Origin of the sequence: Marinomonas maritima (genome assembly GCF_024435075.2) — a bacterium.
In the GTDB taxonomy this organism is placed as follows: domain Bacteria; phylum Pseudomonadota; class Gammaproteobacteria; order Pseudomonadales; family Marinomonadaceae; genus Marinomonas; species Marinomonas maritima.
Genome location: NZ_JAMZEG020000001.1, coordinates 949,609 through 971,807 on the forward strand (window position 1 = coordinate 949,609; position 22,199 = coordinate 971,807).

The 22,199-nt window shown below is 44.2% G+C and carries 16 protein-coding genes; 9 read left to right on the forward strand and 7 right to left on the reverse strand.

Annotated features, from left to right (window positions below):
* The first annotated feature begins 30 nt into the window (after positions 1-30).
* On the forward strand, positions 31-381 hold the full coding sequence (locus tag M3I01_RS04590; RefSeq protein ID WP_255894411.1) for a VOC family protein: 351 nt from the start codon (positions 31-33) through the stop codon (positions 379-381).
* A gap of 75 nt (positions 382-456) precedes the next feature.
* On the opposite strand, the gene M3I01_RS04595 is transcribed toward M3I01_RS04590, so the two are convergent.
* Positions 457-2,643, reverse strand: coding sequence for an OsmC domain/YcaO domain-containing protein (locus M3I01_RS04595; protein WP_255894412.1), 2,187 nt, complete (start codon positions 2,641-2,643; stop codon positions 457-459).
* A 222-nt stretch (positions 2,644-2,865) separates the two neighbouring features.
* Positions 2,866-3,633 (reverse strand): M90 family metallopeptidase, encoded by a 768-nt coding sequence (locus M3I01_RS04600; protein WP_255894413.1) that lies wholly within the window; start codon positions 3,631-3,633, stop codon positions 2,866-2,868.
* A 348-nt stretch (positions 3,634-3,981) separates the two neighbouring features.
* On the opposite strand from M3I01_RS04600, the gene M3I01_RS04605 reads away from it, so the two are divergent.
* Positions 3,982-5,544, forward strand: a complete 1,563-nt coding sequence (locus M3I01_RS04605) for a glucan biosynthesis protein G (protein ID WP_255894804.1) — start codon at positions 3,982-3,984, stop codon at positions 5,542-5,544.
* A 2-nt stretch (positions 5,545-5,546) separates the two neighbouring features.
* Positions 5,547-7,700, forward strand: coding sequence for a glucans biosynthesis glucosyltransferase MdoH (gene mdoH / locus M3I01_RS04610; RefSeq protein WP_255894414.1), 2,154 nt, complete (start codon positions 5,547-5,549; stop codon positions 7,698-7,700).
* Between the two features lie 55 nt (positions 7,701-7,755).
* On the opposite strand, the gene M3I01_RS04615 is transcribed toward mdoH, so the two are convergent.
* Positions 7,756-8,238, reverse strand: a complete 483-nt coding sequence (locus M3I01_RS04615; protein WP_255894415.1) for an Lrp/AsnC family transcriptional regulator — start codon at positions 8,236-8,238, stop codon at positions 7,756-7,758.
* A gap of 160 nt (positions 8,239-8,398) precedes the next feature.
* Here M3I01_RS04615 and M3I01_RS04620 point away from each other — a divergent pair, with 160 nt between their 5' ends.
* Entirely contained in the window at positions 8,399-10,504 is a 2,106-nt protein-coding gene (locus M3I01_RS04620; protein WP_255894416.1) for an alpha-ketoacid dehydrogenase subunit alpha/beta, read from the forward strand.
* Positions 10,505-10,515: 11 nt separating this feature from the next.
* Positions 10,516-11,754 (forward strand): dihydrolipoamide acetyltransferase family protein, encoded by a 1,239-nt coding sequence (locus tag M3I01_RS04625; protein WP_255894417.1) that lies wholly within the window; start codon positions 10,516-10,518, stop codon positions 11,752-11,754.
* Between the two features lie 120 nt (positions 11,755-11,874).
* On the opposite strand, the gene M3I01_RS04630 is transcribed toward M3I01_RS04625, so the two are convergent.
* The 4 genes from M3I01_RS04630 to M3I01_RS04645 all read right to left on the reverse strand — a co-directional run bounded on the left by M3I01_RS04630 (position 11,875) and on the right by M3I01_RS04645 (position 16,203).
* Positions 11,875-12,825 carry a D-ribose ABC transporter substrate-binding protein gene (locus tag M3I01_RS04630; RefSeq protein ID WP_255894418.1) on the reverse strand — a complete coding sequence of 317 codons (951 nt, stop codon included), beginning with the start codon at positions 12,823-12,825 and terminating at the stop codon, positions 11,875-11,877.
* 100 nt (positions 12,826-12,925) lie between these two features.
* Positions 12,926-13,978, reverse strand: coding sequence for an ABC transporter permease (locus tag M3I01_RS04635; protein ID WP_255894419.1), 1,053 nt, complete (start codon positions 13,976-13,978; stop codon positions 12,926-12,928).
* Positions 13,979-14,008: 30 nt separating this feature from the next.
* Positions 14,009-15,556, reverse strand: a complete 1,548-nt coding sequence (locus tag M3I01_RS04640) for a sugar ABC transporter ATP-binding protein (RefSeq protein WP_255894420.1) — start codon at positions 15,554-15,556, stop codon at positions 14,009-14,011.
* Positions 15,553-16,203 carry a DUF2291 domain-containing protein gene (locus M3I01_RS04645; protein ID WP_275564938.1) on the reverse strand — a complete coding sequence of 217 codons (651 nt, stop codon included), beginning with the start codon at positions 16,201-16,203 and terminating at the stop codon, positions 15,553-15,555. Before M3I01_RS04645 ends, M3I01_RS04640 begins: the two co-directional genes overlap by 4 nt.
* 579 nt (positions 16,204-16,782) lie before the next feature.
* On the opposite strand from M3I01_RS04645, the gene M3I01_RS04650 reads away from it, so the two are divergent.
* From M3I01_RS04650 to M3I01_RS04665, 4 genes are all read left to right on the forward strand, one after another.
* On the forward strand, positions 16,783-18,375 hold the full coding sequence (locus tag M3I01_RS04650; protein WP_275564939.1) for an FGGY-family carbohydrate kinase: 1,593 nt from the start codon (positions 16,783-16,785) through the stop codon (positions 18,373-18,375).
* A gap of 33 nt (positions 18,376-18,408) precedes the next feature.
* On the forward strand, positions 18,409-19,938 hold the full coding sequence (locus tag M3I01_RS04655) for a glycerol-3-phosphate dehydrogenase (RefSeq protein ID WP_255894425.1): 1,530 nt from the start codon (positions 18,409-18,411) through the stop codon (positions 19,936-19,938).
* A 12-nt stretch (positions 19,939-19,950) separates the two neighbouring features.
* On the forward strand, positions 19,951-20,883 hold the full coding sequence (locus tag M3I01_RS04660; RefSeq protein ID WP_255894426.1) for a sugar phosphate isomerase/epimerase family protein: 933 nt from the start codon (positions 19,951-19,953) through the stop codon (positions 20,881-20,883).
* 177 nt (positions 20,884-21,060) lie between these two features.
* Positions 21,061-22,017: a sugar-binding transcriptional regulator gene (locus tag M3I01_RS04665; RefSeq protein ID WP_275564940.1), complete on the forward strand. Its 957-nt coding sequence runs from the start codon at positions 21,061-21,063 to the stop codon at positions 22,015-22,017.
* The last annotated feature ends 182 nt before the right edge of the window (positions 22,018-22,199 follow it).

The window sequence follows — 22,199 nt, forward strand, 5'->3', positions numbered from 1 at the left end:
CTTAAAGCCTTGGCGCCAAGGAGTAAAATAATGAAAGTAATGCGAATTGTCTCGAATGTGGCGGCAGTCAATACCGATGAGGCCAAAGTGTTTTATGAATCAATATTGGGTCTCAGTCTTATTATGGATCATGGTTGGATAAAAACGTACAGCTCGGACATAGAAATGACAGTTCAAATAAGCGTGGCGTCTGAAGGTGGTTCGGGAACCGCTGTCCCTGATCTATCGATAGAAGTAGATGACCTTGATACAGTCTTGGATAGAATGGTTGCCGAAAATATCAATATTGAATATGGACCTGTTTCCGAACCTTGGGGAGTTCGTCGGTTCTTCGTACGAGACCCTTTTGGTAAGCTTGTTAATGTACTCATGCATGAGTAATCGACTTGCGACTAACAAAAAAGCGAACCCTCAGGTTCGCTTTTTACTGCGACAATCTAGCGCTAGCTTACGACATTATTTCGCGGCGTTTGCTTTACGTGCTTGATGCAGTTTTTTGTAGCTTTCAATCAATCGTAAATGCGGTTCGATGCCTTCAAGTTGCATGCTGGTCTTCGTTAGTCCATAAAAGCGCACATCACCGTTGATTGACCCCACGACATTCTCCATCACGTCTTTACCAAACATACGGTTGAAGTTGTGGATGAAATCGTCAAGCACTAATTCTTCGTCTAGGGTCACTTCTAGCACCGCGTTCATAGCTTGATAGAAGAGGCCGCGCTTTACCGTGTTGTCGTTAAACTGCAAAAACTCACCGACTAACTCCATGGCGTCTTCGTGCGCACCGAGTGCCAAATAGATCAGAATTTTCAATTCCATAATCGTTAACTGCCCCCACACGGTATTGTCATCAAATACAATGCCGATCAAGGTAGGGATATCGGTGTAGTTATCAAGTTGGCTTTCTTCTAAGCGAGTCACTAAGTTGGCAAGTTGCTTAGCGCTTAAAGAATGTAGGTTGAGAATATCTTCACGATAATCCAACGCTTTGTTGGTGTTGTCCCACACCAAGTCTTCAACGGGGTAAATCTCAGAATAATCGGGTACAAGTATACGGCAGGCTGATGCGCCTAAATCGGTAAATTCGGCAATGTACACTTCTTTACCTAAGTCTTCTAAGATACCAAACAAACTGCTGGCTTCTTCTTCATTGGTGCCGGAAAAATCCCATTCGCAGAAATCATAGTCGTGCTTGCTGCTAAAGAAGCGCCATGAAATGACCCCTGTTGAATCGATAAAGTGCTCAACAGCGTTTTCTGGTTCGCTTACCGCCATGCTACTAAAAGTTGGTTTTGGTACGTCGTTTAGGCCTTCGAAGCTGCGGCCTTGCAGCAGTTCGGTTAAGCTGCGCTCTAGTGCCACTTCAAGGCTCGGGTGTGCGCCAAAAGAGGCAAATACGCCGCCTGTTTTCGGGTTCATCAAGGTGACACACATGACTGGGAATTGGCCGCCGAGTGACGCGTCTTTTACTACTATTGGAAAGCCTTGTTCTTCTAAACCGTTAATGCCAGCGAGAATACTTGGGTACTTTTCAAGCACCTGCAGGGGGACATCGGGTAATACAATTTCATCTTCGATGATTTGGCGTTTAACAGCACGCTCGAAAATTTCCGACAGGCATTGTACATGCGCTTCTTGGAGGTTGTTCCCCGCGCTCATGCCATTACTTAAAAAGAGGTTTTCGATGAGATTTGATGGAAAGTACACGGTTTCGCCATCGGATTTTCGCGTATAAGGAATCGCACAAATGCCGCGATCTTTATTGCCGGAGTTGGTATCAATCAAGTGCGAACCAAATAACTCATCGTCTGGGTTGTAAATGTCTAAGCAATAGTCATCCAATATGCCTGTTGGTAAGGCATCGTTTTTGGTTAGTGTAAACCACTTCTCATTCGGGTAATGCACAAATTCGCTGTTGGCGATATCCGTGCCAAAAAATTGATCATTGTAGAAAAAATTGTTATTTAAACGTTCAATAAATTCACCGAGTGCAGAACACAGGGCACTCTCTTTGGACGCACCTTTACCGTTGGTAAAACACATCGGCGATGCGGCGTCACGAATGTGCAGAGACCAAACGTTGGGTACGATATTGCGCCAAGATGAGATCTCAATCTTCATGCCAAGATCGGCTAACATACCCGTCATATTGGCAATGGTCTGTTCTACTGGTAGATCTTTACCGAGAATAAAGGTGTTTGATGTGCCATCGGACTGGCCCATCAACATGGCATTGGCGTCTGCGTCTAGATTATCAACGGTTTCAATCTTAAATTCTGGCCCAGTTTGCACCACTTTTTTCACAGTACAACGGTCAATAGAGCGCAAGATACCTTGGCGATCTTTATCTGAAATATCGTCTGGTAGTTCGACTTGGATTTGGAAAATCTGATTGTAGCGATCTTCTGGATCGACAATATTATTCTGCGACAGGCGAATATTATCTGTTGGAATATCTCGGGCTTTGCAATACACCTTCACAAAATACGCCGCACACAACGCCGACGACGCTAAGAAATAATCAAACGGACTTGGAGCTGATCCATCGCCTTTGTAGCGGATAGGCTGATCGGTGGTAACGGTAAAATCATCAAACTTGGCTTCAAGTCTCAGATTGTCGAGAAAATTAACTTTAATTTCCATTGAATAGGGTTTCCATTAAATAGGCGAGTGCTCTTCCAAGATGCGTCATTGGTTATATTGAGCCATTGTGGTGAATTATCGGTGATAGATGGGGGCAGAGTAAAATTAAATCGGCACTTCTAGAAAACAAAACGTATTAGTGGTGTGACTTATACCAATTCGTCAGTACGTTGATGTGATGATTCTGTGCCGGCCTTCGATTTGAATTTGTGATACGAAAAGTTAAGCGGGTTCTTGTCGATAAAACTGACAGAGCAGTCGGTAGATTTGAGGCATTTCTTTCTTCATCATTGCTGGAGATTCAAAGAAGGTTTCGCTGCACACCGCGAAGAATTCCGCTGGGTTAGTTAACGCGTATTCGTCAAGTGGTAGGTGTTTGTTGTGTTGCCAGTCATTTTCAAGACGTTGGAATGTTGCAGTGAATATATCGTGCCACTGACCCGGTTTCATATCAGGGTGCATAGGCGGTGCGCCATTCGCGCCATCACGAAGCATGTCTAGTTTATGGGCGAATTCGTGAATGACAACGTTGCTTGCTTTGCCATGACGAGCGTGAGCGCCTGTTGCTAATATTGCTTCCCACGATAAAATCAAAGGCCCGCGTTGCCACGCTTCGCCGCTTAACCCACGACCTTCGGCATGGACGACGCCATCTTCACTTTGATAAGGGTGGTTGGCAATAAAGTCCCCTTCGTACAAAATAATGGTTTGGCAATGTTCATACCAACCCAAGCCAAGATGCAAAATAGGAACACAGGCCATAGTGGCGAGTTTAAGGCACATTGCATCGGTAAATTCAAATTTACCGCCTGGTGTGATGCCTTTACGCGCTAAAAAGCGGAAGCTCATTTCGCGTAAATTGTCGCGCTCACTACCTTTATAGCGTTCCATCGCAGCCCAATCAGCAACCGCAGACTCCCATTGCTCTATCGTGAACCCCATGGCTTTGATTCGTCGGTTCTCTAACCAGTTATCAAGCGCTTTAAACATAATTATATCTCGATTTAATGGGTGGGTTTCTTATATTATGCGCTGCGATTTGAAGCATGTAACAATATCCATCATGGCATACGATAAGTCGAGAAACGGGTTGAATCGTGAAAAATAATGAGGGAATTCTTTCAATACAATCTCTCCTTAATTTTTGTGCATTCCTCCAACTTTCTTGCCTTAATCTCGTTTGTGATTGGCTATATGATATGTGGCTCAACCATGACGTCATTCTTATGTTGAAATTCAGCTAAGACTAATCGAACCAAGAGAGAGTTTTTTTTGAAGCCATTCCTTATTTCCATATCACATTTTCGTTCACAGTCATTTTTATTGTTTAAATGGTCTGTGTTGACATCATTATTCATTAACACAATAAGTTATGGCCATGCGTCAGAAAAGGTTGTTAGTGGAGATCGTCAGCAAAATCAGGCCGTCGTGTCTGAAGAGACTCAATCAGACCAGCAAGATCTCACGGCGAAAGGATATGACTTTTCTTCTCAGACGGTGATTGATCTAGCAAAAAAACTGGCGCAGTCGCCAATGCAACCAATGGAAAAAGCACCAAAAGCCTTGATCGATATGGATTACTCCATGTATCGCAAGATCAATTTTCAGCAGAACCAAGCGGTTTGGGGCAATACGCCGACAAAATTCTCTGTGCAATTATTTGCACCTGGCTTTTTGTTTAAAGATTTAGTGACTATTGATGTGGTTGAAAATGGTCGTGCGTTTCCACTTAATGTCTCTGCTGACTCCTTTACCACGCCGAGTAAAGAAATCAGTGAGTTAATTTCTCAAGTAGGCAAGTACGCTGGATTACGTCTGCATTATCCGATTAATCGTGTGGACCATAATGATGAGTTTGTTGTTTTTCAGGGCGCCAGCTACTTTCGAGCAGTGTCCAAAGGCCAGTCTTATGGTTTGTCCGCTCGCGGTCTTGCGGTAAATGTGGCACAGCCGAAAGGGGAAGAGTTCCCAATGTTCAAACAATTCTGGATTGAACGTCCTTCTTCTAGTCAAGACGCTATTGTTGTTCATGCGTTATTAGACAGCAAGAGTGTGGCTGGTGCGTATCGATTTGGTATTTACCCAGGCAAGCCCACTCGCATCGACGTTAAGGCGACATTGTTTCCAAGAGTGGATTTGAAGCACGTTGGTATCGCGCCATTGACGTCCATGTTTATGCACAACAGTTCGCTTGATGCATCTGATTTCCCTGATTATCGTCCTGCGGTGCATGACTCAGATGGGTTACAGATTCTCACGGGCAAAGATGAAATGATTTGGCGTCCTTTGAATAACCCAAAAAACCTACAGGTGAGCGCGTTTAGCGATAATTATCCAAAAGGCTTTGGTTTGATTCAGCGTCACCGCAATTTCGAAGACTATCAAGATTTAGAAGCCAATTACCATACTCGACCTTCCGCTTGGATTAAGCCTTTGAATGATTGGGGGCAAGGCCATGTTGAATTAGTAGAAATTCCTTCAGATTCTGAAACAAACGACAACATCGTAGCTTTCTGGCAACCCAAAGAGGGCTTCAAAAAAGATCAGTCTTACACTTATCAATATTTAATGACGTGGTCGAATAACACCCCAGTCTCAATGGATTTACCACGTATTGTGCGCAGTGCTAAAGGGGTGAAATTGTTTACCGATAGCCCTGAAGTGGTGATCGATTTTAATAAAATGCCAGACGTGAATGTTGATGAGCTGATCGTCAATGCCAGTATTAGTAAAGGTAAAATACTCGAAGCGTTGATTGTGAAAAACCCACACAACACTGGTGTACGAGTTTACGTTACTTTTGACCCGCAAGACGCAGATTTAGCTGAGCTCAGAGTTCAGCTTAAACAAGGCGAGGCGGCTGTCGCACCGACTTGGTTGTATCGCTGGATGAAGGAATAACTATGTTAACTAAGGACAGTACTGCAAAGCGTGCGCTACCTGCTATTTCGCCGTTGGACATGCCTAGGCATGCGGTAAATGAAGCGTCTCATGCTCGAAAAGCCAAATTTTCATCCCATGATATCGTCACCTTGTTAGCGCGATTATTTGTCTTGATCGTTACGATTGGCTTGTCTTGGTACGGCGCGGTAGAAATGTACAGTGTGCTGAGTACGAACGCGATTGCAGGGCTGCAGTGGTTGTTTTTGGTGCTGTTTTGTATCAATTTTACATGGATTTCTTTTGCTTTTTCACAAGCCACGCTTGGTTTACTTTATCAGCTTTGGCCTTTTTCTAGGCGTCGTAAAGAGCAAGATGTAGACGGCGTGACGGCCATTTTATTGCCGGTGTATAACGAAGACCCATCACGGATTCGAGCCAATATTCAAGCCATGCACGAAGACATTGTGAAGCAAGCATCAGGCAAGTTTGCTTTTTTTATTCTTAGTGACACTAACAAAGCCGATGCTTGGGTTGCCGAAGAGCAAGCCTTTCATTCACTGTTAAATGACGATTCAGCTGCCTGTCCTATTTTTTACCGTCGCCGTTATGACAATGCGGAACGCAAAGCGGGCAATATTGCCGAATGGGTAACGCACTTCGGTAATGATTACGAGTGCATGATTGTACTGGATGCCGACAGTTTAATGGGCGCAGAGTGTCTGATTTCACTGACTCGCCGCATGAGTGCTGATGCTAGCCTTGGTTTGATTCAAACCTTACCGACGATTATTCGCGCCAATACCTTGTACAGCCGTATTCAGCAATTCGCGAACCATTGTTTTGGCCCTATTTATGCGTCTGGATTGGCTGCATGGCATGGTGGTTCATCGAATTTTTGGGGACACAACGCCATTATCCGAACCAAAGCGTTTGCGGATGCTTGTGGTTTGCCTGTATTGGCGGGTAAAGCGCCTTTTGGCGGCCATGTCATGAGTCACGATTTTATGGAAGCGGCGTTGTTGCGTCGAGCCGGTTGGGGAGTGCGTTTTGATACCGATTTAACGGCGTCTTACGAAGAAGCGCCACCGTCGCTGGTGGATGTGATTGTGCGAGATCGTCGTTGGTGTCAGGGTAACTTACAACATAAGGCGTTTGTGTTTGCCAAAGGCTTTCACTTTGCTACGCGCTTACATCTTTTATCCGGCATCATGTCTTATCTGAGTGCGGTTTTTTGGTTGTTGTTGATCGTAGTCGGTTTTGCGCTCGCCATACAGGCGTATTTTGTGCGACCTGAGTATTTTGCTAATCCATCTTTGTTTCCTACGTGGCCCGTGTTTGATTTTGAGAAAGCGCGGTCTTTGTTCATTTTATCGATGGGATTGGTATTAGCGCCGAAAGTGTATGGTTGGCTAGCCGCGATGCTAAATATTCGACGTTGTTTGCAATTTGGCGGCCCCATTTTATTGACCTTGAGTATTCTGGTAGAAACACTGTTGTCGGCGTTGTACGCGCCCATTTTGATGCTTGCTCAGTTTCAAGTGGTTTATGGTGTGTTTAAAGGCAAAGACAGTGGCTGGAAGCCGCAATCTCGTGACGATGGCGCCACGTCATGGAAAGTGGCCGCACGTGCGCATTTTGGTCATACGGTATTTGGTGTTGTTCTGGCTGGTGGCGCGCTTTTCTTAAGTCCTGAGTTGTTTTATTGGTCATTGCCGATTAGTTTTGGTTTGATACTTTCCATTCCATTATCTTGGTTAAGTGGTGGCAGAAAACGTGGCAACGTGATTCGTTATTTTGGCCTGCTGCGTGCGCCTGAAGAAAAACGCCCACACCCTATTGTGGTATTGCAGCATCGTTATAGCACCGGCCTTGCTCAGCCACGTTTTGACGCGGCTTTGCCATCGTTAACGCGTTTGATGTCTGATGCTTCATTGTTTTATTGGCATCTGGCACAAATGCCAGCGGATGAGTCGAATAAAGCCTTTTGTCGTACTTGGATTTGTGCCGAATGGCAAATTATGAACAGCGAGAATATTAATAGTTTGCTGGATCACTTGAGCGAAAAAGAATGCATCGCGATTTTGCAACATCGAACGTTAATGCGCGCTATGCAGAAGTATTTACCTGACAATAAACAAGTCATGGAGAATTCAAATAAAGAGGTGTTTGCATAGGAGGCGACGCAACGAGAGCGATAATTTATGCTTCTCGTTGCGCTATTTTTTGATATTAAGAATAGTCACCGATAGGAAATTCATTTAAAGGGAACTCTCTTGTTATTTTAGGCTGCCTCATTGAAAACATGGTGTTGACAGAGCGAACCCCTTTCGCCTGCAACAGTTGTTTGCTCAAAAGTTCATCATAGCTATCAAGGTCTCTGGTTATGATCTTTAGTAAATAGTCACAATCCCCACTGACGGAATGGCATTCTTGTATCTCAGGACATCCTTGCACAATAGAAAGGAAAGGCGTCAGCGTTTCCGGATGGTGGTTATCCATTGACACTTGTGCAAAGGCAATGACATTTAAGTTCACTTTTTTTGCGTTCAACTCAGCCGTGTAGCCTCTTATATAGTCTTCGTCTTCTAGACGTTTTAAGCGTCGCCAACAAGGTGCGGTTGAAAGACCGATCTTTTCAGCTAAGTCTCGATTACTTAAGCGGCCGTCTTTTTGTAAGGCTGAAAGAATACTGATGTCAAATTTATCAAGCATGAAAGTGTTTCCATTTTTTGTTATTTGAAGAAACTATATTGCTTAGTCTGTCAAAGAGTCGGCAATTAAGAAAGATAATTTCGGCGAATCCTAGATAATATTAATAACATCATACTTATAAAAATAAAGCTGAAAAGCAGCTAAAAAATGGTGTATTTCTATGAATCAATTGCTAGAAGAAAAGAATCACGTCACGAATTTCATAAGCCCAAAGCTTGATTTTGACTGGCTTAACGTCAGCCAATTGATGCTCCTGTCTCGCGCGTTGGATGAAATAGAAGAAAAAGAACTGGTGCCTGAGAAATTAGTCTTCAACCAGTTTTCCGCACGAGGGCATGATTTTGCTCAGATTCTCTTAGGCTCCTTATTGACTCATCCTCACGATGCAGCAAGTGGCTATTATCGATCCAGACCCTTTGTCATGAGCCTTGGTATTAGCTTGGATGACGTGGTGGCCTCACCAATGGCTAAGGAAGGAGGCTACAGCGACGGCCGAGACATCGGCGTAGTATGCAACTATCCTAATATTGAAAGAAAAGGCGCTATGCTGTTCCCTATGTGTGGCGGTGTCGGGGCGCAATATTCACCTATATCGGGTTGGGCTCAGTCTATTCTCTATCATAAAAATCAGTTAGAAGACGCTAGTTATGCTGGTGCTATTGCTGTTTCTATGGGCGGCGATTCGTCCATGTCTACGAATGGTTTTTGGGCCGCTTTGAACATTTCGACGACCAACAATTTACCGCATTTGTTTTACATTGAAGATAACGGTTACGGTATTTCGGTTCCTCAGGAAGTGCAAACACCTGGTGGTGATCAGGTGGCTAATCTTCAAGCCTATAAGAATCTAAAAATTATTGATGGGGACGGTACCGACCCAGAATTGACTCCAGCGCTAATTAAAGAAGCCGTAGATTATGTGCGATCTGGACAGGGTACTTGTCTGCTTCGCCTAAAAGTCCCTCGTTTATGTGGTCACACCTTTCAAGATACTCAAACCTATAAAGCGGCTGATTTTATTGCAGACGAACAATCAAGAGACCCGCTTCCTAAGCTAAAAAACTATCTAGTAAAAAATGACTTAATGAGCTTGGATGAATGGCAAACTTTAGAAGAAGAGAGTCGCCGTAATATCCGTAATGCGGTCGATAAAGCAAAGAAGCGCAACCAACCAGATCCAGAAAACCTGACACGTTTTGTTTACGCTGAAAAAGATCATGTTCAACTTAGAGGAGGTTTGGCGGCGAGTGGCCATGTATTTCCAGCTCAGAGTGATCAGTCTAAACCTGAGGGATCACGGCTCAATATGCTAACGGCAATCCGTAAGACGCTCGATTATGAGCTAGAAACAAACCCTAAAGTGATCGTGTTTGGTGAAGACGTTGGGCCAAAAGGCGGAGTTCATGGGGCAACGCTTGGGTTGAATGAAAAGTTTGGTAGCAACAGAGTATTTGACACCAGTTTATCTGAGGAAGGCATTATCGGCCGTTCTGTGGGCATGGCGTTGAGTGGGTTGATGCCAGTGCCAGAAATACAGTTTCGCAAATACGCCGAGCCTGCCGCAGAACAGCTTTCAGATACCGGTATTATGCGCTGGCGGACCAATAACCAATTTGCTGCGCCTATGGTAGTCAGAATTCCTGGAGGGTTTGCTCGCAGAGGCGATCCATGGCATTCCATGAGTGATGAAGTTGAGTGGGCACATAAAGTTGGCTGGCAGATAGCGATGCCTTCCAATGCAGAAGATGCCGTTGGCTTACTGCGTTATGCGCTTAGGGATAATAATCCTACCATCTTCTTTGAACATCGATTTCTATTGGATAATAGTTGGTCCCGTAGGCCTTACCCTGGTGATGATTACGTCATTCCATTTGGCAAAGCTAAGACGATTCTGACAGGGACTGCATTAACAGTAGTTTGTTGGGGTGCCATGGTAGAGCGCTGTGAAAATGCCGCCAATAAGCTTGATATGAGCATCGAGGTGATTGATCTCAGGACAATTCAGCCATGGGACAAAGAAGCGATACTTGCCTCTGTGGAGAAAACAGGACGTTGTCTGATTGTTCATGAAGATAATAAAACCGCTGGGTTTGGGGCTGAAATCGCTGCGACCTTGGCTGATGAGTTGTTCTTTAGTCTTGATGCGCCGATCCAACGATTGACCATGCCCGATATTCCTAACCCCCACAATTTTTTGTTGTTAGAAAAAGCCGTGCCGAATGAGCAAAGCATTGCTCTTGCCATGAAAAAACTGATCGAAGTGTGAGGAGGAAAACGATGAACGAATCAATGACTATTACGCTTCCGGTTGGTGCATTAGAAGGAACGGCAGCGGTACTTTCTACTTGGCTGGTAGGAGAGGGCGATAAGGTTCGTAAAGGCGATCCCATATTGGAGCTGGAAACCGACAAAGTATCGATGGAAGTGTGTGCTGAAAATGATGGTTCGATTGAGAAGATCTTGGCTGCATCGGGTGACAATGTCGATGAGAGGACGGTTCTTGGTTACTTACATTGCGGTATACAATCGATCGTAGAGAAATCTCCCTCACTTGCTTCTAACGACGCTTCGAACAATGAATCAGTGGCAAATATTAGCAAATGTGATGCTGCTAGCGATGGTTCAAAATGCCATTTAATCGGACCTGCAGTTAGAAAATTGCTCAGAAAGTATGACCTAAATGTAGCCTCAATCAAGGGTACGGGGAAAGGTGGGCGCGTCACTAGAAACGATATTCTTGCTTTTATTAATACAGGTGCTGATAAGGAACAAAATGGCTCAGATGTTTCTAGTGCACCTAAAAACGCGAAAGGGTTAAAAAGTAATATTGTTCCCCATACCACCATGCGTAAAAAGATCGCTAACCACATGGTGGACAGCTTGCTTCATACTTCTCCTCACGTTACTAGCGTCTTTGAAATGGACATGGGTCGCATCATCGAACACAGAAAAATGTGCAAGATGGGGTTTGAGGAAGCGGGGGTAAAGTTGACTTTTACCGCTTACTTCTTGGCTGCTAGTGCTAAGGCAATGCAAAAAGTCCCAGTCATTAACTCTCGTTTTTATGACGATTACTTGGAAGTGTTTGAGGACATTAACATCGGTGTCGGCACAGCCTTAGGTGATGATGGGTTAATTGTGCCTGTTGTTAAACAGGTTCAAGAGAAAAATTTGTTTGAAATTGCCACCGCTCTTCAGCAACAAACCGACAAAGCCAGACAGGGCAAGTTGGTCGCTGCCGACATGAGAGACGGTACTTTTACCATCTCAAATCATGGAGTGAGTGGTAGTTTATTTGCCACGCCAATTATCATTAATCAGCCTCAGGTGGCGATTTTGGGCATAGGTAAACTTGAAAAAAGAGCTGTAGTGGAAGAGGTGAATGGTGAAGACGTAATAGTCATTCGACCAAAATGTTATGTGTCTCTTAGTATTGATCACCGAGCGTTAGACGCGCACCAGACCAACTTATTTTTGAGCCATTTTGTCGATGTTATAGAGAATTGGGGGAAATAGTATAGAGGAAATGACATGCTTTGGTTGCATGAGTATTAATGTCAAACCTCGTTTCGTTTTTTTAAATAAAAAAAGGGCTACGATTGTAGCCCAAACTCCCACGAGGAGGCGGTGCTGTGGTTAGTGCTGAGACAAAGTGAAAGCAGATGTGTAGTACTTGATGTTTTCAGATGTGATTAAGTAGCAATCAAACAGTTGTTTTTCTGAGTCAACACCAGTATTGCCATTTTTGATAAAGTTATCCGCTTGACGAATGGCTTCTGCAGCAAAGGTAGCGACTGGCTGAAGCACTGTGTACTCCATTTCACCATTTAAAATTGCATTGGCTGCATCAGGGGAGCCATCAAATCCACCCACTTTTACTTGGCTAAGTTTACCGGCTTCTTTCAGTGCTGCGATTGCACCCAATGCCATATCATCGTTACCGCTGATAACACCTTTAATATTTGGGTTTGCTTGTAGGATGGACTGCATTTTTGTATAGCCTTGAGTACGATCCCAGTTAGCGACTTCGCTGGCGACTTTTATCAAATCTGGGTACTGAGACAGTACTGTTTTGAAACCGTTTGAACGAGTTTGAGCGTTGTTATCACTTGGTGCGCCGAACAATTCAACGTAATTACCTGAGTCCCCAACACTTTCGATCCACTGCATGGCGCCTAATGCTGCACCTTGAGCGTTATTGGATACCAGTTGTGCTTTCGCAAGTCCGCTTTGGTTTATTTCAGCGTTAATGATAATGACTGGAATACCCGCTGCTACCGCTTTACGAACTGCACCAATGGAACCGTCGGCGTTCGCTGGGTCTAATATAATGGCTTTTGCTTTATTAGTAATGGCGGTATCAATCAGTTTGCTCTCTGTATTTGTGTCACCTTTATGAGCAGAAACATTTGCTTCATAGCCCATGTCTTCGGCTGTTTTTTTAGCGACTTGGCCCTCAGTAAACCAATAAGGGTTTGAGGGGTTATTAACAATGATAGACATCAAACCATCCGCCCATGCACTGCTAGCCATAAGGGTTAAGCTAGCAGTAGATGCGATTAATAAACGCTTAGTCATGTTGAACATATGAAGTACTCCAATTTATTATTTTAAGAGTTTGCCGAAGCTCGGCGAGTTGTATGTGTCTGCTTACTATTGTTTTTCAAAGCGGGCAGGCACAACGTTTTTAGCGACCATTTCCTTTTGAGCTGTATTGCAAGCTGTTAAGTAATACCGCCAAGACGATAACAGTGCCTGTGAACACGGTTTGCCAGTAGGCAGAGACGCCAATAATGACAAGACCGTCAGACAAATAACCAATAACCAATGCTCCAAGAATGGTACCCCGTACTGTTCCGCGCCCACCAGTTAACGCCGCTCCACCAATCACGACCGCAGCGATTGCTGTTAGCTCGTAGGTTGTTCCGGCTGTTGGGCCTGCGGACGTTAACTGAGACGCAAGAACAAGACCGGCAAGAGCTGCGCAAATACCAGAAATCATATACACAATCACTTTGACGCGGATAACAGGAACCCCGGACAAATTTGCCGCGCTTTCATTGCCACCAGACGCGTATAGCCAGCGTCCGAAGGCGGTACGGCTCAGTACGAGACCGCATATTAACGCCACAATAATTAGCACAATGACACTGATCGGAATGCCCGCCAAACGGTTAAAACCTAGCCATTCAAAGCCTGTATTACCCAGCTCTTCTTTCCCGTCTAGTTTGTTAAATGTCAGACCGTTGGTGATTAGGAGGGCAATACCTCGTGCCACGTACATGGTGCCAAGAGTTGCAACGAACGCAGGGACTTTGAAGTGAGCGATTAGTACGCCATTAACGCAGCCGACAGCGGCTCCGAGCGCGCAGGTCAAAACTACCACGACCCATAAGGACGGATAAAATGTAATGCCCAACAGTTCTATGTTTACTCCTTGCATTAAATACCCAGCGAAGACACCACATAACCCAAGAGTAGAGCCCACCGACAAATCGATTCCACCATTCAAAATGACCAGCAGCATGCCCAGAGCCAGTAAACCAAAAATAGCCACATGAGAAGACATGATCAGAAAGTTATTGATCGTAAAATAATAAGGGGACATGAAAGAGAAAAAGATAATAATCGCAATCAATGCGAAAAAGGCTCTGCCTTCTAGTAGTAAGCGGCCAATGTCTAATTTCTTTGGCTGAGCAAGCGCATTAGCTGCAGGTTTGTTTTGAACGTTAGTGGACATGGTGATACTCCAAATTATTCTTATAATTTATTAATGGGCAACGGACTCGCCGGATGCAGCCATGATTTGTTCTTTGCTTACTGTCGAGTCAAATTCAGCAGATATTTGCCCTTTGTGCATGACGATAATGCGATGAGCAATGCTTAAGCATTCCGCCACTTCTGACGTAGAATAAATAACGGCAAGGCCTTCTTTTGCTCGCTCTGAAAGCAATTTAAAGACTTCTGCTTTTGCCCCAATATCAATACCGCGACTCGGTTCGTCCAGTAGAAGAACTCTCGGATTAGTTGCCAGCATTTTCCCTATGACCACTTTTTGTTGGTTGCCACCAGATAAGGATCCGATAGCGGCATCCGCACCAGACGCTTTTACTGTCACGGCTTTAATAGAGTGATTAACTAGGGTGTTTTCGGAACGTTTCGAGGTGAACAGCTTTTTCGTAAAATCAGAGATGCTGGCCAAAGACAAATTCTGGCCGACGGACATGGTTTGAACTAGACCGTCCTTTTGACGATCTTCTGGTACCAAAGCTAAGCCGATGCTAATACGTTCAGCAATGGACAGTTTGCTAATGTTTTCATCGCCCAGTAGAACCGTTCCAGCTTGAGCATTGAACCGACCAGCAACACATTCCATAAATTCGGAACGTCCTGCGCCCATTAACCCATAAACACAGATTATTTCACCGGCTTTCACTTCTAGAGACAGCTTGTCAACAACATTGAAATCGGCCCCATTAGGATCTGCAATGACCAAATCATCGATTTTCAAAGCCACATCACCAAATTGATAGCCTTCTGGTGGTGAACCTAAGTCGAAATTTTCACCGACCATATTGCGTACAATCCATTCAAGGTCTATGTCTTTGCGAGGAGCATAGGCCGTCATTGAGCCATCGCGGAGAACGACGGCATGATCTGTGATCAACAAGGCTTCTTCCAAGTGGTGTGAGATATACACAATGGACACGCCTTTGCTGGTTAAGTCGTGAATGACTTTAAACAGCACCTCCACTTCTGCAGCGCTGAGTGCGGAAGTGGGTTCATCCATGATCAGAATCCTGGATTTTTGTGAAATAGCACGTGCAATCTCAATGATCTGTTGCTGTCCAAGACGTAACTCTTCAACCAATGTTAATGGGTCAATACTTTCTTCGAGACCGGCCATCAACTCTCGTGTTTGGCGCTCTTCTTCTGCGAAGTTCACACTGCCGTTGGTGATAATTTCTCGGCCCATAAAGATGTTGTCGCGCACGTTCATGTTAGGTGCAAGACTTAACTCTTGATGAATAATTGAGATGCCATTCGCTCTGGCTTCATTAGCGTTGTTAAAATGAACAGGGGAGCCGTCTAAAAGAATGTCTCCGGAAGTGGGTGCGATAACGCCTGACAATACCTTCATCAAAGTTGATTTTCCTGCACCATTCTCCCCAAATAATGTTGTAACTTGTCCGTGGTAAACATCAAAATTTACGCTTTTCAGTGCGTGAGTGTTACCGAAAATTTTTGCGATATGGCGAGCCGCCAAGACGATATTATTTTTGGTTTCACCCATTGAATGTTTGGAAGCTAAGCTCATTTTAGGTTCATCCTTACTGGTGTTACCAACCAGTTTTTAGTATTGATTAGACGAAATACTCCTGAAATTTCAACGCTTTTACCTGTTAATGTGCTTCGGTCAAGATCTTCTAAGATGTCTGCCTTCATTGCGCGGTTTAGTGCAGCACCTACATCTTGGTATTCGATTTGGTTTGTAAACTCACCAAAACTTATGGTTCCTGTTGCATCGCGTAGATCGGTGCCGTTGATGGCTGGACCCGTTTGGATTCGAACAGTTTGCTTGTTTGGGAAATTCGGAATATCAATGCTAAAAATGCCAGATTTTCCAGTAGTAATGGTTCCCTTAAAGGAAACGGGAATAACGGGACCAATCCCGCCACCTATACCGTACTTTTCCCCTGCGGCTTTTTTATTCACTTGGATCTCTTTTAGGAGGGTAGTTGCGTCGACCGCATTCTCTAAGATGTAAGATCTGATGCCACTGTAGTGGGCGCTTGCATAATTATCAGGAGAGAAAACTTGCTGCCTTAGATCGTCAGCAGAACCATTAACAATGACTGTAGTGTCCAGAGCCATAGTGCCCACAAGCACAGTGGTCGCAACGGCACTTACAAGAACGATTTTTCGTTTTTTCGCAATAATTTGATTAGATAATTGTGATTGCACAGTAGCTTTTATCATTTTTATTTTACTCCGACTGCCTTGTCTTCTAAAACGCACAAATAGTTCAATAGATAATGTTGCGTGCCGCTTGATCGAGCCAAGACCAGCGTTGTTTTTTAGAAGATTGTGTGATCTTTGATCGTTACAATGGAATAAAAAAAAATAGCTGTCAATGAAATTTATTGCACAAATGATAAAAAAAATCACACTGATGTTTTTTTAATTCATACTTAATATTCTTTTAAAGTAGAACGACAATTTTAGATTTTCATTTTTTAAAGAATTTTATTCAGTTAATTGTTTGATAAATAAGATTTATTTTTAGATGTTGGGTTTTTAATCAAATATAAAGTTGATTTTTTTCAACTTCTTCCAACACTCAGGAGGGTGAAGAAATAATCGGATTGGAGGTTGACATGATGAAATTATATGGAAATAATCTACACAGTTAGAAATAAATTTCATTCTGGCTTTGGATTTCTTAGCTAGAGCAAAACGGGGTTCAATTATGATTCTAATAATAAAGTTGTCCCGCTTTATTTTCCTTTGGAGTGCATCTTCAAGCGCTCGGAGGTCTGACAAGTGACTCATAACCTCATCGTAGGCATTGATGCTGGCACATCGGTCGTGAAGGCGGTTGCTTTTTCTCTTGATGGAAAACAAGTGGCCGTTGCCTCGGTTCGTAACACTTATAGCGCTGGATTAGACGGTTCTGCTACTCAGTCTCTCAGTCAGACATGGGAGGATTGTGTTGCTGCGCTTAAAGACCTAGGTGAAAAAATCGAAGACTTTCATCGGCGTGTGATTGCTTTGGCTGTAACGGGGCAAGGCGATGGCACATGGTTAATCGATGATGGAGGGTTACCCGTTTGCGATGCGTGGTTATGGCTAGATGGTCGTTCCTCTCCCACAGTCGACATTCTTAGTGCGCAAGCCAGCGAACGTCAACGCTTTGAAAAAACGGGTACAGGCCTCAATACCTGTCAACAGGGGGTCCAACTTGCTCATATGGCATCCCATTATCCGCATTTACTCGAAAAGGCAAAGACCGCTTTTCATTGTAAGGATTGGTTGTACTTCAACTTGACGACAGTGAGAGCGACGGATCCATCGGAAGCCAGCTTCACTTTTGGCAATTTTCGTACCCGACAATACGATGATCAAGTAATCGACAGTTTGGGGCTCAGTGACTATCGTGATCTCTTGCCTGAAATCATTGATGGTTGTGAAACAACTCATCCTCTTTCTAAAGAAGCCGCAGATCTTACCGGATTAAAGGCGGGCATCCCTGTTTCTCTAGCATACGTCGATATGGTAATGACCGCATTAGGGGCCGGGGTTCATACTGGACAAGACAATGTAGCCTGCTCTGTTATTGGCTCTACGGGTGTGCACATGCGCTCGGTTTCATCTAATGATGTGTGTCTCAATGAGCAGTGCACCGGTTACGTGATCGCCTTACCTATCCCCGGACGAGTGACTCAAGTGCAAACCAATATGGCGTCTGCATTAAACCTTGATTGGCTATTAAATGTCGCGTCCGATTTATTAAAGGATTTTGGCTGCGAGTCTTCACCTCATAGGTTGGTTAATAAAGTCGAAGACTGGCTGCAACAAGCAGAAGAAGGTCAATTGCTTTATCACCCTTATATTTCCGATGCTGGAGAGCGAGGACCTTTTGTCAACGGTCGGGCTAGAGCAGGTTTTACAGGGTTAACGTATCACCACCGATTTCCTGATTTGGTTCGTGCGGTTGTTGAAGGTCTTGGTATGGCGATGCGGGATTGTTATGAGGTCATGGGTGGTACAACACAAGAGCTTCGCCTAAGTGGTGGCGCGGTCAGGTCGGCCACATTGCGTAAAATTTTATCCGCTTCTATTGGTGCTGATGTACGTGTGTCAGGGCGAGAAGAAGCGGGTGCGGCGGGTGCGGCTATGATGGCGGCTGTGGCGATTGGCCAATACCAAACGATGGATGACTGTATTGCCGAATGGGTGACGCCACTGCTCGGCCAAGTGGAAAAAACAGACAGAGCACTCTGTGACCGTTATGACGTGCTTTTTAATGCATTCTACCAGCAGCGTTTGACGCTTCCTGATACATGGCTTGCCATGGAGCAGTTAAGGGAGCAGCCAGCAAAGCACTTTCAGGTAGATCCTTCTGATAAGTCATAGCGCGATCTTTGGCGATGAAATAAGAGGTTCTTTATGAACAACGAACAGGTACTAGATCTTTTTGTAATTGGTGGCGGTATCAATGGCGCGGGTATTGCTCGTGACGCTGCTGGTCGAGGCTTAACCGTAGCGCTTTGTGAAAAAGACGACCTTGCGCAAGGCACATCTTCTCGCTCAGGAAAGCTGGTTCATGGTGGCTTACGTTATCTTGAATATTATGAGTTCCGTTTAGTACGTGAAGCGTTGATCGAACGAGAAGTGTTGTTAAATTCTGCCTGTCATATTATCTGGCCCATGCGATTTGTATTGCCGCACAGTAAAGAAGACCGCCCTGCATGGTTGGTTCGTCTAGGGTTGTTTTTATATGATCATCTAGGGGGACGTAAACGCCTTCCTGGTACAAGAACTCTGGATTTATTGCGCGATCCAGAAGGAACACCAATAAAAGATCAGTACACTAAAGGTTTTGAATACTCGGATTGCTGGGTTGATGATTCGCGTTTGGTTGTTTTAAATGCTTTGGATGCCGCTCAAAAAGGCGCGCAAATACTGACCAGAACCCGTTGTTTATCAGCGAGTCGCCAAGACGGACATTGGCTCATCACAACTGAGAACAAATGGACTAAAAAAATACACAGTTTCAAGGCAAAGGTGTTGGTGAATGCCGCGGGCCCTTGGGTGCGTAATATTGTTGATGATGTCGCCCACTCGCAGAGTTCTCGTAATATACAGCTGGTTAAAGGGTCGCATATTATCGTGCCTAAGTTTTGGGAAGGCCGACAAGCTTATCTTGTGCAAAACCACGATAAACGTGTGATCTTTATTAATCCGTATGAAGACAATAAAGCATTGATCGGCACGACGGATATTCCTTATGAAGGCCGCGTAGAAGATGTGAAACCAGAAGAGTCTGAAATTGACTATTTGCTTGCCGCTGTTAATCGCTACTTTAAAGAATCTTTAAGACGCAGTGATGTCATTACAAGCTTCTCTGGTGTTCGTCCTTTATTTGATGATGGAAAAGGCAACCCCTCTGCAGTGACACGAGATTACGTGTTTGACTTGGATGAAACCGATGGCGCGCCGTTGTTGAATGTATTTGGCGGCAAACTGACAACATTTCGAAAATTGTCTGAGCATGCGATTCATAAAATTGAACAGTTTTTCCCAAACATTGGTGGTGATTGGACGCGTGGTGCAATTCTACCAGGTGGTGATATTCGTAATGCCGACTTTCAAGGTTTCATACAAGATTCTAAAGCCGTCTACAGTTGGATGCCTAGAGCATTGCTCATTCACTATGGTAGACATTATGGCTCTTTGATTAAAAAAATTGTTGGTAATGCGACAGATGTTGATGATCTTGGTGTCTATTTTGGTTCAAATTTGTATGAAGCTGAAGTGCGGTATTTGGTGGTGAGCGAGTGGGCGATGACTCCGGAAGATGTGTTGACTCGGCGGACGAAAGAAGGGCTTCATCTAAATGATGAGCAAAAAGTGTTTTTTTCTGACTGGTTCCAAGAGCGGTTCATTACGTCACAAGCCCATACAGAGATAGCATAAGAGAGGTTGAGTATGCCGTTAACATTAGGACTTAATACAAACCCTTTGGTGAATCGATTTGCTGAACCAGCAGACCTCATTGATGCCATTGCGCACGATATTAAAATTCGTGATGTCCAGCTCACGCATGAATTTATTAACCCCAGCTGGCCTGCTTCTGTTATTCGTCGGTTAACAAGAGAGATGCAGATGGCGTTGGATCGAACAGGTGTTCGTATTACGTCAGGTATGACAGGACCTTATGGGCGCTTGAATCATTTTGGGCATCCAGACGCTGATGTTCGTCGTTATTATGTTGAATGGTTTAAGACCTTTGCGGATATAACCGCCGATTTAGGCGGACACGCAGTGGGAACACAGTTTGCCATCATGACCCACAAAGATTTTGATAACGAAGTACGTCGTGAAGAATTGACAAAAATAGCCATTGATTGCTGGGCAGAAGTGGCTGAGCACGCAAAGCAGGCGGGTCTAGATTATGTGTATTGGGAGCCAATGAGTGTCGGGCGTGAATTTGGTGACACCATTACTTCTGCCATGGCGCTTCAGCAACGGTTAACTGATACCAATATGGCCACTCCGATGTGGATGATGGCAGACATTGATCATGGAGATGTTACATCGAGTAATCCTGCAGATTATGATCCGTATGCTTGGGCTGAAGCGGTTCCAACTGTTTCTCCTATCATTCATATTAAACAAAGTCTTATGGATAAGGGCGGGCATCGGCCTTTCATTGCGGAATACAATCAAAACGGTCGTATTCAGCCAGCGCTTTTATTAGATGTCTTATATAAAGGTGGTGCTAAGGACAACCAGATTTGCCTTGAGCTCAGTTTTAAAGAGCGTGATCCAACGGATTATCAAGTGGTCGAACAAATTGCTGAAAGTGTTGCTTTTTGGGCTCCTCATATTGATAGTGGAGTGCAGGACTTAAATATTTAATAACTTCTTAATTTGAAAGTAAAACCTCTCTATTATTCAAGTCGAAATTTTATTATCTGTGGTGTAAGGTTTCGTTTATTTTTACTTAAGAAGACAAACTAGAGACTAACGTGCAGAACCCGCTAATGTTTGCGTTATGCCTGTTCGTCATAATTAAACATAATGGAGCGATAGAGTGTGGATGAAAGAAAATCTAGTACCGAATCTGATGGCTCATTAGCCATTCGAGCAGCATGGCTGCATTACGTTGGCGGTTTAACTCAGGCAGCTGTTGCTAAAAGGCTTGGGTTAACATCCGTTAAGGTTCATCGTTTAATTTCAAAAGCGGTTGCCGAAGGCGCTGTAAAGGTAACAATAGATGGCAATGTTACTGAATGCGTTAAACTTGAAAATCAACTCATAGCACAATTTGGTTTAAGCCAATGTACCGTTGCTCCAGATTTAGGGGAAGAAGGGATACCTCTTAGAGCGTTGGGTCAGGCAGGTGCTTCCTATCTACGTAATGTGTTAGCGACGCAATCCAATATAACAATTGGCTTAGCACTTGGACGTGCTTTGGCTGCGGTTGTTCATCAGCTGCCTAAGCTAGAGACTTCAGATATTCGTTTTGTTTCTTTATTAGGTGGATTAACCCGGGATTATTCGATTAACCGAGATGACGTTCTGCATTGGATAGCAGCGAAGACAGGCGCACCTGCATACACCATGCCGGTGCCGTTGTTGGCAAACTCTGTTGAAGACAGGACTGTTCTTCTTAATCAAAAAGGCGTTAAAGAAGTCTTTTCTATGGCTAATAATGCCGACATTAAATTTATTGGTATTGGTACCGTTGCTCAAACGGCTCAGTTGGTTGCCTCTGGTCCGATCAAGCCTGAAGAGATTATTGAGATTGCTCGATCGGGGGCAGTAGGGGAGGTAATGGGGCATTTTTATGATGAAAATGGCCGCATAATAGAAACGTCTCTCAGTGCTAGAATGTTGTCTGTGTCCTTGGAAGGGCATAAAGGTGATGTGATCGCGGTTTCCGGTGGAGAAGAGAAGGTGGAAGCTATCCGAGCGGCGCTGAAAGGGGACTTGCTTACTGGATTGATTACCGATGAATTGACCGCTCGTGCTATTTTAGCAAACGACTGATGGTCTCTATTTTTACTCAAGCTGAGCAGGCGAATTAAGCTCCTTATCTGGCTTCGTGTTAATGATAACGCCAGCCAAAAAAATGACTCAATAACGCCCTTTATCTAATGAAGGGTATTGGGTTAAGGGTCAAAATGCAGTGTTTAAACATAAAAAACGCCTATGATGTATATTTCTAGTGT